Source organism: Colwellia sp. MB02u-6, from assembly GCF_014077095.1.
Lineage (GTDB): Bacteria > Pseudomonadota > Gammaproteobacteria > Enterobacterales > Alteromonadaceae > Cognaticolwellia.
This window is the reverse complement of the sequence record NZ_JACGVG010000016.1, coordinates 1-14,437: the sequence shown is the minus strand read 5'-3', so window position 1 is coordinate 14,437 and position 14,437 is coordinate 1. Positions and strand designations below refer to the sequence as shown.

Genomic DNA, 14,437 nt, shown 5'->3' with positions numbered 1-14,437 from the left:
TCCTGCAAGCAATGTGTTTTATAGCGAATTATATATGAGTTCATCAACAGCTAAAAAAATTGATCGTATAGACAAAAATATTTTAATTGAACTACAAAAAAATGGTCGTTTATCTAATATTGAACTGTCAAAAAGGGTTGGATTAAGCGCTACGCCTTGTTTAGAGCGAGTAAAACGTTTGGAAAATGACCGTTTTATTCTTGGTTATCAAGCGATGCTAAATCCGCAAAAATTAGATGCCGCGTTATTGGTCATTGTTGAAATTACTTTAACCAAAACTAGCCCAGATGTATTTAATGACTTTTCCAAAGCTGTTCATGAATTAGATGTTATTCAAGAATGCCATTTAGTCTCAGGGGATTTTGATTTTTTATTGAAAACACGTGTGGCAGATATCGCAGCTTATCGTGAGTTACTCGGTAATACCTTATTAAGACTGCCTGCTGTGAGTGAAAGTAGAACTTATGTCGTGATGGAAGAGGTAAAATCGTCAAATCTCTTGCCAATAAAACGCTAATGTTTGGTATTACGTTTTATTCATCGCTAATTTTTGGTATTTTAACAATAATATAATGATAATTTTTTCAAGAGTGTGCATTTGTCTTCTCCATCTCCAAAGTTAAACGGCGTTCAACGTCTTCTCGAAGCAGGACTTTTAGTCTTTTGCGTCTTTGCCATGTTTATCATGTTAGCGCTCTTTAGTTTTGATCCCGCAGATCCTGGTTGGTCACAAACAGGTTATCAAAGTTCTGTGCGTAATTTAGGTGGTGCAGTGGGGGCTTATTTATCTGACTTATTATTAAACTTATTTGGTTTAGTTGCCTACAGTTTACCCTTTGTTATCGCAATTATCGGTTGGCTATTATTTCAAAAATATCACCAATTAATCCGACTAGATTACCTTACACTTGGCTTGAAATTTATTGGTTTTATCTTGTTTTATATTGGCATAACCTCAATTGCCAGTATGAATTTTGACGATGTTTTTTACTTTTCGGCTGGCGGTATTCTAGGGGATGTATTAAGTAACTCACTCTTGCCGTATTTATCATTCATTGGTAGCACTTTGTTATTTGTAACATTTTGCGGTTCAGGATTCGTCTTGCTAACAGGAATTTCGCTGCTTAAGTCTATTGACAGAGTCGGGGAGTACGCCATTATCGCCATTGAATACAGCTTAACGATACCTGAGCTGATCAAGCAATATTTAGGCACTAGGCCTGAACAAGAGTCCAAAGCTAAAATATCTGATGACACTGAACAAGCATTAGAAAATTTAAATATGGAAAACAACAGTGACAGTGATAATAGTGACAGTAGTGCTACTGAGCATTATATTGCTTTTGAGAAAGAGCCGGAAGAAGTAAAAAAAGCGCTGGAGACTATCAGTGATACAGAATACGAGAGTATTTTTGCCAAAAGTGATGACGACAGTGCCTATAACACCCGCGAAAAAGAACCCTATGTCGATATCGACGAGTTAATGGGTGAGCCGCTGGCCATCAATGTGCAAGAACACGTCAGTGCTGATGAAATCGCAGCGGCATTTGAGCCAGTTGAAAAAATTATTGTTGAAGAGCCAGTCACATTGCATGACAAAATTTACCAGCAATTAGAAAATGATAAGCCCGCAGAGCCAAATCATCATGATATGCCGTCATTAGATTTATTAGATCGTACCGATAGGGTTAAAAGTCCGATTGATCAAGAACAACTAGACCTAGTTTCTCGCTTAGTGGAAGCAAAACTTATTGAATTTGGCATTAAAGCCGAAGTGGTGGGTGTTTTCCCTGGTCCGGTCATTACCCGTTTTGAATTAAACTTAGCACCAGGTGTTAAGGCCAGTAAAATTACCAACTTATCGAAAGATTTAGCCCGTTCGTTATCAGCTAAAAGTGTTCGTGTGGTAGAGGTTATTGAAGGTAAATCAGTTATTGGTATTGAATTACCTAATAAACATCGTGAAACCGTATTCTTTGCTGATGTGATTGCTTGCGATAAATTTGCTAATTCAAAATCAAATTTAGCCATGGCTATTGGTAGTGATATATCTGGCGAACCTGTGATTGCCGACCTAGCGAAAATGCCACATTTATTAGTGGCAGGTACTACAGGTTCAGGTAAATCTGTTGCGGTAAATACTATGATTGTCAGCATATTGTATAAATCTTCGCCGGAAGATGTCCGTATGATCATGATTGACCCTAAACAAGTTGAATTATCAGTTTATGACGGTATTCCTCATCTACTTTCTGAAGTGGTCACTGACATGAAAGAAGCCGCTAACGCATTGCGTTGGTGTGTAGGTGAAATGGAACGCCGTTATCAATTAATGTCGAAACTCGGGGTGAGAAATCTTAAAGGCTATAACGACAAAGTCGCTAAAGCCATCGCCGCGGGAGAACCACTCATTGACCCCTTATGGCAAGCCAGTGATGCTTTTACGCAAACACCTCCCACCTTAGGTAAATTACCATCAATAGTGATTATTGTTGACGAATTTGCTGACATGATGATGATAGTGGGTAAAAAAGTAGAAGAACTGATTGCTCGAATAGCACAAAAAGCCCGTGCCGCGGGTATTCACCTAATTTTAGCCACGCAACGGCCATCAGCTGATGTTATTACTGGCTTAATTAAAGCCAATATTCCAACCCGTATGGCGCTCAGAGTGCAATCTCGTATTGAATCTCGTATTATTCTAGACCAGCAAGGTGCTGATCAGTTATTGGGTATGGGTGATATGTTTTATTTACCGCCAGGTGAAGCTGTACCTATTCGAGTGCACGGTGCCTTTGTTGATGACCACGAAGTGCATGCGGTAGTCAATGATTGGAAATCAAGAGCTGAGCCTAATTATATCGAAGACATTTTGTCAGGCGGTTCAGACCAAGAAATTCTTTTACCGGGTGAACAAGCAGACGCCGACAGCGAAGAAGAACTCGATACTTTGTATGACGAAGCCATCGCCTTTATTACTGAAAATGGCCGAGTGTCTATTTCCAGTATTCAACGTAAATTTAGAATTGGTTACAACCGTTCAGCCCGCATTGTCGAACAAATGGAAATACATGGCGTCGTAACCAAACCGGGCAATAATGGCGCACGAGAAGTACTAGCGCCACCGCCAATTAAGGAGCCTTAACATGCTAACTAAGACAAAATTGATAAAAAGTGCTGTGGTCATCGCCGCACTTTTTAGTATCGTATTATCAACGACTAGCCTTGCTTTAAGTGCTAGAAGTGAAGTGATACCAGAGCTAAAAACCAGTGCAGCAGGCAGTGCAGTGAACAATGCAGTAAACATGATGACTAGCAATATTGCGACTCATACCGCTGTAAAAAAGGCCGATAACAGTAAGCGTGAATTAATGGCAAAATTAGCTAAAATTGAATTTTTTAGTGCTGAGTTTAATCAAGAAATTTTTGATGAAGCGGGCAATAAATTACAACAAGGTAGTGGTTTACTTGCCGTTAGCAAACCCAATTTAGTCAATTGGCAAACCATCATGCCCGATGAGTCATTAATTGTTTCAGACGGCAAAAACCTCTGGTTTTATGACCCGTTTGTTGAACAGGTCAGTGTCTATAGCTTAGAAAGTGCGATAGCCAATACCCCTATTTTATTAATCACCAGTAATGACGAGCAGCTATGGCAAGATTATAGCGTAAATCAGTTAACAGATAACCGTTACTTGATCAGCGCTAATAATGAAAATGCTCGTGTTAAAAGCTTAGAACTAAGCTTTGTACAAAAACTTAACCACCTCGAACTTGCCGCATTTAATATTCTTGATGCTACGGGCCAATTAAGTGTCATTACCCTGACACATCAAGATAAAGCGCCTAAGGCGAGTTTATTTACATTTTCTGTTCCCGAAGGTGTTTATTTAGATGATCAACGCTAATGGTTCACTTGATCTAGGTTTTGCTGAAGATGACCGTTTCAAACCTTTAGCGGCAAAATTAAGGCCTAAATCGCTCGCTGAATATGAAGGCCAAGAACATATATTAGCTAAAGGCATGCCATTAGCTTTGGCTATCGAGCAAGGTAAGGTGCATTCCCTTATATTTTGGGGCCCACCTGGCACAGGTAAAACCACGATTGCAGAAATTATTGCCAATCACGCCAATGCCAATATTGAACGAGTTTCTGCCGTAACGTCAGGCATTAAAGATATACGGCAGGCGATTGAAAATGCCAAAAGTCGTGCTACCCATCAACAACGCAGAACCGTACTATTTGTTGATGAAGTTCATCGTTTTAACAAAAGTCAACAAGATGCCTTTTTACCGCACATTGAAGATGGTACTATTATTTTTATTGGTGCAACCACTGAAAATCCGGCTTTTGAGCTCAATCAGGCGATATTATCGCGAGCTCGGGTTTACACCTTAAAAAAGCTCAGTGAAAGCAACCTCAGTAATGTCTTGGCCCGTGCGATAAGTTATCAAGAGCAAAGCTCAAGCTTTGATATCATTATTGACGAGGCAACAAAAAAGCAACTTATTGCTTTGGCAAATGGTGATGCGCGTAGGTTACTTAACCTTTTTGAGAACTGTTTAGAAATTACCAGCGTTGAAAATAACCAACAAATACTGAATAAAGCCCAGCTCATTCAAGTAGCGGGTAATAAGATTGCACTTTATGACAAAGGTGGTGACGCCTTTTATGATTTAATTAGCGCTTTTCATAAATCGGTTCGCGGCTCAGACCCGGATGCTGCACTATATTGGTATGCCCGTATTTTAAACGGTGGTGGTGATGCGCTGTATGTTGCTCGTCGGTTGTTAGCGATTGCCAGTGAAGATATTGGCAATGCTGACCCAAGGGCGATGCAATTAGCCCTGAACGCTTGGGATACTTTTCAGCGTGTGGGTCCAAGTGAAGGTGAACGAGCGATTGCACAAGCTACAGTTTATATGGCCTTAGCGCCGAAAAGTAACGCCGTTTACACCGCATTCAATCAAGCAAAAGCTTTGGCTGCTGCAACCAGTGACCTTGACGTACCACTACATTTAAAAAATGCGACCAGCGCCATTACTAAAGCATTAGGGCACGGTGGAGAATATCGTTATGCTCATGACGAAGTCGGGGGTTTTGCTGCCGGTGAGAATTACTTTCCAGAAGCAATAGCCCAAACAACACTGTACCAACCCACAGAGCGCGGATTAGAAAAGCAACTGCGTGATAAGTTAAATTATTTAAACCAGTTAGACCAACAAAGTGACCAACAACGATATGACTAATACCCTAAGCAACTTTTCTTTATATCTATTTGTCGCCATAGGTGGCGCATTTGGTGCGAGTTTTAGATTTTACATTTCACAATTAATTTTCAATTGGCTCGGAAAAGGATTCCCTTTTGCGACGCTGGCGGTTAATATTTCCGGATCCCTGATCATGGGAGCACTTTATGGGTTAATTGAACAAGGTGTTATTGAGGTTAGTATTTATCGAACACTTATTGGTATTGGCTTTTTAGGCGCATTTACCACCTTTTCGACCTTCTCATTAGATACCTTGTTATTAATACAACAAGGTGACATATTTAAAGCGACAATAAACATCTTACTTAATGTTAGTTTATGCATTTTTGCAGCGGCATTAGGTATGTATATTGTATCTATTTTTAACAAGTAAATAATAAAGAAAACACTGATATATCATGCTTGATCCAAAATTACTTAGAACAGACATCGAAAATACCGCAACTGAGCTCGCTAAACGCGGATATAAATTAGACACCGCGCAATTAATTATGTTGGAAGAGCAACGTAAAGCGATCCAAATGAGCACGCAAGATTTGCAAAATCAGCGTAACACTCGCTCTAAGTCGATAGGTCAAGCGAAAGCCCGTGGCGAAGATATTCAACCCTTGTTGGCCGAAGTGAGTAAACTCGGTGATGAGTTAGAAGCCGCGAAAGAAGCGCAAACCCAAGTGTTGGCGCAAATCGACCTAATCGCCTCAGCCATACCTAATTTAATTCATGAGTCAGTGCCTGCCGGTGCAAGTGAAGACGACAATGTAGAAATTAAACGTTGGGGTACGCCGCGTGTATTTGACTTTGAAGTAAAAGATCATGTTGACGTTGCCACGGCACTAGGTAAAGGTTTAGACTTTGAAAGCGGTGCCAAGCTTGCGGGTACACGCTTTGCTGTTATGCGTGGTCAAATTGCTAAATTACACCGAGCACTAGCACAATTGATGTTAGATGTGCACAGTGAAGAGCACGGCTACCAAGAAATGTATGTGCCTTACTTGGTCAATCATGAGTCTTTATACGGTACCGGTCAATTACCAAAATTTGGTGAAGATTTATTCCATACCGAACTCAACAATAAAAAACTCTCTTTGATCCCAACCGCTGAAGTTCCGTTAACGAACTTAGTACGTGACGAAATTGTTGACGAACAAGAGTTGCCCATTAAAATGTGTGCTCATACCCCATGTTTTCGCAGCGAGGCGGGTTCTTATGGCCGTGACATTCGCGGTTTAATTCGCCAACATCAGTTCGACAAAGTAGAAATGGTACAAATCGTTAAACCTGAAGATTCTTTTAACGCTTTAGAAGAGTTAACCGGTCATGCAGAAAAAATTCTAGAAAAATTAGAACTTCCTTATCGTACTGTTGTGTTATGTACCGGTGACATCGGCTTTAGTGCGACAAAAACTTTTGATATTGAAGTGTGGTTACCGGCACAAAATACCTATCGCGAAATTTCATCTTGCTCAAACATGGCAGACTTCCAAGCCCGTAGAATGCAAGCCAGATATCGTAATAGTGAAACCAATAAGACAGAGCTTGTTCATACACTCAATGGCTCAGGTTTGGCAGTGGGTCGCACATTGGTTGCTGTGATAGAAAACTACCAACAAGCTGACGGTAGTATTAATGTCCCCACCGTTTTACAACCTTATATGAAAGGTTGTACCAACATAAACTAATCAGCGTTAATGAAAGTTTTATCATAAAATCCAATACCTAGTTATTGGATTTTTTTTATCTTTTTCTCAACAAACTAAAAAGAAAACTTTTCATCAGCAGACTTCTGATAAGAATAGATCGTGTTGTAAAAACCTTTAACACTATGTTTATTTGTGATTTTTTAATTCATATCAGACACAAGCCCAAACATAATAAGTCCTAACCATTGGCAAAGGGCATGAGGTATTTCATTCTTTTGAAGAAGGCTATGCATACTGTCACTGTGTGTGATAGATAAACTAATAGCAGTTTACAGGATATATTTATCTTGTTTAATATTAACTATATCTTGGTTAGAATTTGCATACAGTAATGTTCGCCATTTTAGTTTAAGTCATTATTATCAATGCGTCTTATAGTGGCAATCTAACTAGCGTCGATCTATAGCTATTTTTGTACTTATCTAATTAAAGTTTTGCTAGAATTAGCTAATTTAAATGAAGGTAAGGAATCAAGTTTTGTTTGGTGAGCGCTTTAACGATATAAATCTTAAAGGTGACATTTTTGGTGGTGTCACAACCGCTATTATTTCTTTACCCTTAGCACTCGCTTTTGGCGTAGCGTCCGGAGCCGGTGCTGAAGCCGGGCTTTGGGGAGCGATTTTAGTTGGCTTTTTTGCTGCCTTATTTGGCGGATCAACATCGCTGATCTCCGAACCTACTGGGCCGATGACAGTGATTATGACCGCTGTGCTTACCAGTATGATGGCAAAATATCCTGAATCAGGTATGGCGATGGCATTTACTGTCGTAATGATGGCGGGAGCCTTTCAAATATTAATCGGCACACTTAAGTTGGGTAAATACATTACCTTAATGCCTTACAGTGTCATATCTGGCTTTATGTCAGGTATCGGTGTGATCTTAATTATTTTGCAACTGTCACCACTTTTAGGCCAAGCGGCCCCAGTCGGTGGAGTCTTAGGTACAATATCAGCACTGCCTAATATCCTATCAAATATTAATTTTAGCGAGTTATTACTTGGCATACTGACCTTAGCGGTGTTATTTTTCTTCCCAAAACAGTATCGAAAATACGTACCTGCACAACTTGTTGCTTTAGTAGCCGTTACTTTATTTTCTGTTTTATTTTTTGATATCGACAGTATTCGCCGTATTGGAGAAATCCCTGCAGGTTTACCTTCTTTAGTTATGCCACACTTTACGGCTGACATGTTTATGACCATGGTGGTTGATGCCCTCGTCTTAGGCACGTTAGGCTGTATTGATACTTTATTAACCGCTGTTATCGGTGATTCACTGACCCGTAAAGAGCATGACTCAGATAAAGAGCTACGTGGCCAAGGGCTTGCTAATATGATCTCAGGATTATTTGGCGCCTTACCTGGCGCTGGAGCAACTATGGGCACAGTCACTAATATTCAAGTTGGCGCGCGTTCACCGTTATCAGGCATGGTGAGGGCACTGGTATTAACCCTGGTGGTATTAATTGCGGGTGGCCTAACCGAGCCTATTCCGATGGCCGTATTAGCCGGTATTGCGGTTTATGTTGGTTTAAATATTTTAGATTGGAGCTTTATCCAACGCGCCCATAAAGTCAGCCTACAAGGTATGATGATTATGTATGGCGTCATGTTATTAACCGTGTTTGTTGACTTGATTGTAGCGGTAGGGCTTGGCGTATTTATCTCCAACATCCTCATTATTGAACAACTGAGTCAAGCACAAGCAAAGCAAGTAAAAGCGATCAGTGACACAGATCAGGATGTGGTACCGCTAACCGATGGTGAACGAGTATTATTAGATCGCGCCAATGGTAAAGTGCTATTTTTTTATCTTTCAGGGCCAATGATTTTTAGCGTCTCAAAAGCTATTGCTCGTCAACATAGCCGTGTCAGTGATTATGAAGCGATGATCCTTGATTTAACCGACGTACCTATGTTTGATATCACCGTGGGTTTGGCGCTTGAAAATGTGATTAAAGATGCCCGAGAGGCAAATTGTGAAGTGTTCCTACTCTGCCCAAATCAGCAAACGCGAAAACAATTAGAAAAATTTGAGTTATTAGCTATGGTGCCGACAGAAAATACTTATACCTATCGCCATGAAGCCCTACAAGCAGCATTAAATTATGTTGAAAAGCGCACACTAATAGCGCCGTTAAGCGTATAGGTATAATGTTTTTAGCTTATCAGCTATGAATATAGTTAATTCACTTTGCCAACACTTTCATTTAAAAATAGATAGGAGATTGAGCTATCGTGCAGAGTATAGAAATTGTGATTGGTATTAAATGGCGATAAGGCACGAGAGAATACAGGCGCATGTTGTCAAGCAATCGCTAGTTTATGAGATTGGGCACAACGAAAGAGATGACTACTAGGGTATTTACAGGTGAAAAATTAATAATTTTTTTGGCGATAAGCCATTACTTTGATTTGTTCATATAATACTGAGCTATGAAGCGGGCCTAAGTTTATCGGCAATTTTATAGAAAAATAGATCTTTTACGGATACGTTTTTAAGCTTATTGAGTGTGCCAAGTCACATCAGGCTTCCAGTGATTAATCCAAGCAGGAATATCGCTTGCTGGCATCGGTTTGGCAATACCATTACCTTGAGCTAAGTCACAGCCCAGTTGTAGTACAGCCTTGCAATGTTCAATTGTTTCAACGCCTTCAGCAATTACGTCACGTTTGAATGACTTAGCTAAAGCTATCACGCTTTCAACAATGGCCAAATCGTCAACGTCAATTAGCATGTCTCGTACAAAGCTCTGGTCTATCTTAATCATGCTGGCGGGTAAACGCCTAAGATAAGTGAGTGATGAATAGCCGGTGCCAAAATCATCTAAGGCAAAGTTTACACCTAGTGCGATACAATCATCCATGATGTTTGAGATATGGTGAATATCATCTAAAGCACTGGTTTCCAGTACTTCTAGTTCTAAATAGCTAGGTTTAACATCGGGGTGGGCTGCTAGTAGTGAGGTTAAGGTCTGTGTAAATCTAGACTGTTGTAATTGAACCGCAGCAATGTTTACACTTATATTTACGAGACTAAGACCCATTTTTTGCCATTCACTGATTTGTGTTAGTGCGGTATCAATAACCCATTCACCCACCTCAATATTCATCGGATTATTTTCAATAATGGGTAAAAAATCGATAGGGTTTAATAACCCTCGTTGAGGATGTTGCCAGCGAATAAGCGCTTCAACACCTGTCACTATGCCAGTCTTCATATTAACCTTAGGTTGATAATGAAGTACAAATTGACGATGGTCTAAGGCATGACGAATAGCTTCTAGGTTTTCCTGATGCAGTTTAACCGCGTCATCTTGAGCGGTATCAAACAAATGATAACAATTTTTACCCGATCCTTTAGCTACATACATAGCTTGATCGGCATGGCGTACCAGTTGGTCAGCATTGGCATTATCTTGTGGGTAAATCGTTATGCCAATGCTGACGGATAAATTGAAGATAACATCATTGACAGTAACTGGCTCAGACGCGGCTAATAACAAGCGTTCTAATACCGGTTCACAATCTTCAACTTTGTCTAGATCAGTTAATATGGCCACAAACTCATCACCGCCAATACGGGCTAAGGTATCACCCTCTCGTAACGCCTCTTTCATACGAACTGAGAGGACAATGAGTAGTTCATCACCCACGTTATGGCCATGCATATCATTAACCGTTTTAAAACCGTCTAAATCTAGAAAAGCCACTGCAAGTAAATGCTTGTTACGACTGCACCGTAACATGGCTTGAGATAATCGGTCAGCCAGCAATACTCGATTGGGTAAGTTAGTCAGTACATCGTAATGAGCTATTCTCTCTAGTTGAGTTTGATGCTCTTTCATCGGGGTGATATCGTTAGCTAAGGCGATATAATGGGTCGCGATACCATATTCATTGAACACCGCACTAATGGTAGTCATTTCAACATACACTTCACCATTTTTACGTCTGTTCCAAATTTCACCAGACCAATTACTATCTTTTTGCAGTGCTTGATCAATGCCAGAAAAAAATTCAGGGGTCTCCTTACTTGATTGGAGAAAACGCGGATTTTGACCAATAGCCTCTTCACGACTGTAGCCTGTTATACGGGTGAAACTGTCGTTAACATCGATAATAATACCATTATTATCGGTAATCGTGATGCCTTCTCTAGCATAAGTAAAAACACTAGCAGCCAGTTTCTGCTCATTTTCAGTTTGTTTTTTTTTGGTAACGTCAATTAGTGCGGCAAGACAGTCAGTGTCTGTAATGCCCAGATTAGCTTCGATATTTAGCCAACGTGTTGTCTGGTTAACGCGAACTAAAATCTCAAATGATTGTTTGCCTTTATGCTGAAATACATTTGCCAGACAATCATTAAAAGTATTGCGATGGGGCATTGTGACGTAGTTGACAAAGCTTTTTCCTACTAAGTTAATACGATTAATACCCAATAAGTTCGCACCTCGTAAGTTGACCTGAGTAATTTTGCCTTTCTGATCAAAAGCAAAATAAGCAATGGGTGCAAACTCAAATAACTCAGTGTAGCGATAATGTAATTGTTCAGTTATCCGCGTTTGCTGCAACTCATCATTTTGCATCTCCAATTCAATTTGATGAACTTGCAGCTCGTGTAATAGCTGTTGGGCGTCGTTGTTGATAAGAACAGCTTGTTTGTTGTCCTTATTTTTTTTCACTTGTACTTCAGCAAGCTGACGTAACTCTTTTGGTGAGAGTTTCGCTAACATTTTGGGAGGTTGTGTAGGCTTGGTCATATGGTTGGTCATATAGCTGGCTTTATTTTACGTAACTTTGACTCAAGCAGCTTGGCTGCGCTAATGTCAGTGAAGGTAATGACTACGCCGTCAATCACGTTTTCTTGTGTGCGATAAGGCATAATACGGACCTTAAACCAACGCTCCTTGTGGGCGGTTACTTCTTTTTCTATGAAAATTAGTGTGTCTAACACTGCCCGCGCATCTTCTTGTAGTGAAGTATAATCAAGCTCAGTAACTATGTCAGACAATGGTCGACCAACATCACCAGGGATCAGTTTAAATAGGTGGGTGGCGTAGTTAGTGAATCGTCTTACGCGTAGCCCATTATCGAGAAATACCGTCGCTATTTCGGTGCTATTAAGCAGGTTTTTCATGTCGTTGTTGACCCATGACAAATCATCAACTTTAGATTGTAGTTCGGTATTGACCGTTTGCAACTCTTCATTCATTGACTGCATTTCTTCTTTAGAAGTGGTCAATTCTTCATTGGTAGATTGTAATTCCTCATTGGTAGATTGTAACTCTTCATTGCTGGACCTGAGTTCTTCTTGTGCCGCCTGCATTTGTTCACGAGTTGCTTGTATCTCGTCGCGCGCATGTTGCAGTTCTCGCTGATTACTTTCTTCTGCTTTACCCCGCTTTTTACTCGGCTGCGCGGTGGGTGTTAAAACTGTGGTAAAAGTCACCATCAGCAAACCCATCAAAGCTTTTGGTTTAGCAATGGCTTGCACCGTTAAGTTAATCGTTTCTGTGCCTATCATTAGGTTTTCAATAATAACTGGCTCTACTTGTGCCTGCGCTTTCTTCATCGCAAGGTTAAGGTGCATGAGCAGTTCTTCACGCGCCATCACGTGAACATTCCAATTGGCCTTACCCGCCGAGGCTTCTAAATATTTACCCGTGCGACCATTGATATACATAATATCACCGGCAGCATTAACCAATACCGCTGCAGGCGAGTAATTTTGTAGTAGGAGTTGGTCTGCCTGCGCTTGTAAGTTAATGATGTCTTTACTCATATCTCGGGTTCTCTTGGGTTCATTGTATATCACAGATATAACAGGAAATATTCTTGAGGGAAAGTCGACATCCATTCGTTGTTTGGGAATATCGATACGGTTAAAAATCCGTGCACTATCGTTAAGTGCTAAAAACAAATTGGTAAAATTACCTATGGTTTCGGCATTGCCTAACAGCAAAAGACCATTAGAATTCAATGTGTAGTGGAACAATGGAATTAACTTTTTTTGTAATTCTGGTCCAAGGTAAATAAGCAGATTACGGCAGGTAACAATATCTAACTTAGTAAATGGTGGATCCATGATAATATTTTGCGGTGCAAAGATGATCATGTCACGTATTTTCTTATTGATACGGTAACCTCTATCATCTTTAATGAAATAACGCTCTAATTGTGTTGGCGTTACATCTGTCTCAATGCTTGCTGGATAAAAGCCTTGCCGAGCAATGTTGATCGCATCTTCATCAAGATCGGTCGCAAAAATTTGTAGTTTAAAACGCGCTTTAGGATTAATCTCATCCAAGAGATCCATCATAGTTATGGCGAGTGAATAAGCCTCTTCACCGGTTGAGCAGGCGGTAACCCAAGCTCGAAGCTCTTTACCTTCAGGATAATTTTCTAATAGTGCTGGCAACGCGATTGACTTGAGCTGCGCCCAAACGTCTTTATCACGAAAGAAATTGGTTACCCCAATTAACAGTTCTTTAAATAATAGGTCCTGTTCTTGTGGGTTCTCTCGCAGATAGCGTGCATAAAGCGCTATGTTTTCAAGTTGATGTAGGTGCATACGCCGTTCAATACGACGATAGATGGTGTTTTTCTTATACAGTGAAAAGTCATTTCCCGTGCGTTCACGCAAGATAATAACGATCTGTTCCAATGCACTTTTTGATTTTATTTCTACCCTTGGTTCAATATCCTGTGTGGCTGTATGAGGGCCATTTTTGATCTCACTGAGTATATGTTCTGGTAATTCTTTAGTTGGGGCAATGATGTCGATTAATTCTGCATTAATGGCGCTTTGAGGCATGGAAGAAAATTTTGCACATCCAGGGGATTGGGCCAGAGACAGTCCAGCATTTTGTTTGATGGCGCGTAAACCTAAGGTACCATCAGAACCCATGCCAGAAAGAATAACAGCCACCGCATCTTCGCGCTGATCACTAGCAAGGGATCGAAAGAAAAAATCAATCGGTAGGCGTAATCCGGAATTAATCGCAGGCTCAAACAAACATAATGAGCCGTGCAGAATGGATAAATCTGTATTAGGAGGGATTACATAAACACAATTTTTCTCTACTCTCATGTGGTTGCGAGCTTCTTTGACTATCATTTGCGTAGTACGTTGCAACAACTCAGCCATGATGCCTTTGTGAGAGGGATCTAGGTGCTGGATAACAACAAACGCCATATGGGAAGGCGTTTTCACCTGAGAAAAAAAGTCTTCCAATGCCTCTAAACCGCCAGCAGAAGCACCGATGCCGACAATATTTGATGGTTTTTTTAGAGCATTTAACCGACGTGAGTCACTGGAAGTGTTTGGCTTGGTGGCTTTTATTTTATTTTTCATTAAGGTACATTTATTTTGTGCTCCATAACATTATAATAAACAATATATTAAGTGGTGTGCAATTACATTTTAATAAAATTATATATAATTTTAGTAAAATGTAATTG

At 40.2% G+C, this 14,437-nt stretch carries 9 protein-coding genes; 7 read left to right on the top strand and 2 right to left on the bottom strand.

The genetic code is table 11. The annotated features are described in order from the left end of the window. Positions 1-34: 34 nt before the first annotated feature. The 7 genes from lrp (at position 35) to H4J46_RS00895 (ending at position 9,122) form a co-directional block, all read left to right on the top strand. Positions 35-517: a leucine-responsive transcriptional regulator Lrp gene (gene lrp, locus H4J46_RS00925; RefSeq protein ID WP_182231718.1), complete on the top strand. Its 483-nt coding sequence runs from the start codon at positions 35-37 to the stop codon at positions 515-517. Between the two features lie 75 nt (positions 518-592). Beyond that, the gene (locus H4J46_RS00920) at positions 593-3,145 is read left to right on the top strand and encodes a DNA translocase FtsK (protein ID WP_404851626.1); all 2,553 of its coding nucleotides are present in this window, start codon (positions 593-595) and stop codon (positions 3,143-3,145) included. A gap of 1 nt (position 3,146) precedes the next feature. Further along, on the top strand, positions 3,147-3,908 hold the full coding sequence (gene lolA / locus H4J46_RS00915; protein ID WP_182231717.1) for an outer membrane lipoprotein chaperone LolA: 762 nt from the start codon (positions 3,147-3,149) through the stop codon (positions 3,906-3,908). Continuing rightward, a complete protein-coding gene (locus H4J46_RS00910) occupies positions 3,895-5,250 on the top strand; it encodes a replication-associated recombination protein A (RefSeq protein ID WP_182231716.1) in 1,356 nt (451 codons plus the stop codon). Before lolA ends, H4J46_RS00910 begins: the two co-directional genes overlap by 14 nt. Continuing rightward, positions 5,243-5,644: a fluoride efflux transporter CrcB gene (gene crcB, locus H4J46_RS00905; protein ID WP_182231715.1), complete on the top strand. Its 402-nt coding sequence runs from the start codon at positions 5,243-5,245 to the stop codon at positions 5,642-5,644. The genes H4J46_RS00910 and crcB overlap by 8 nt, the downstream gene beginning before the upstream one ends. A gap of 25 nt (positions 5,645-5,669) precedes the next feature. Further along, positions 5,670-6,950 (top strand): serine--tRNA ligase, encoded by a 1,281-nt coding sequence (gene serS, locus H4J46_RS00900; protein WP_182231714.1) that lies wholly within the window; start codon positions 5,670-5,672, stop codon positions 6,948-6,950. 477 nt (positions 6,951-7,427) lie between these two features. Then, positions 7,428-9,122, top strand: a complete 1,695-nt coding sequence (locus H4J46_RS00895; protein WP_220462895.1) for a SulP family inorganic anion transporter — start codon at positions 7,428-7,430, stop codon at positions 9,120-9,122. 355 nt (positions 9,123-9,477) lie between these two features. Here the strand turns inward: H4J46_RS00895 and H4J46_RS00890 are convergent, their stop codons facing one another. Then, positions 9,478-11,748, bottom strand: a complete 2,271-nt coding sequence (locus tag H4J46_RS00890; RefSeq protein ID WP_259365626.1) for an EAL domain-containing protein — start codon at positions 11,746-11,748, stop codon at positions 9,478-9,480. Further along, complete coding sequence (locus H4J46_RS00885; protein ID WP_182231713.1) at positions 11,745-14,330, bottom strand: chemotaxis protein CheB; 2,586 nt, start codon at positions 14,328-14,330, stop codon at positions 11,745-11,747. Before H4J46_RS00885 ends, H4J46_RS00890 begins: the two co-directional genes overlap by 4 nt. Positions 14,331-14,437 lie beyond the last annotated feature (107 nt).

Bases quoted from the DNA above. Each gene is read 5' to 3' on its own strand.
- lrp (WP_182231718.1), top strand. From the start codon at position 35: ATGAGTTCATCAACAGCTAAAAAAATTGATCGTATAGACAAAAATATT.
- lolA (WP_182231717.1), top strand. From the start codon at position 3,147: ATGCTAACTAAGACAAAATTGATAAAAAGTGCTGTGGTCATCGCCGCA.
- H4J46_RS00910 (WP_182231716.1), top strand. From the start codon at position 3,895: ATGATCAACGCTAATGGTTCACTTGATCTAGGTTTTGCTGAAGATGAC.
- crcB (WP_182231715.1), top strand. From the start codon at position 5,243: ATGACTAATACCCTAAGCAACTTTTCTTTATATCTATTTGTCGCCATA.
- serS (WP_182231714.1), top strand. From the start codon at position 5,670: ATGCTTGATCCAAAATTACTTAGAACAGACATCGAAAATACCGCAACT.
- H4J46_RS00895 (WP_220462895.1), top strand. From the start codon at position 7,428: ATGAAGGTAAGGAATCAAGTTTTGTTTGGTGAGCGCTTTAACGATATA.
- H4J46_RS00890 (WP_259365626.1), bottom strand. From the start codon at position 11,748: ATGACCAACCATATGACCAAGCCTACACAACCTCCCAAAATGTTAGCG.
- H4J46_RS00885 (WP_182231713.1), bottom strand. From the start codon at position 14,330: ATGAAAAATAAAATAAAAGCCACCAAGCCAAACACTTCCAGTGACTCA.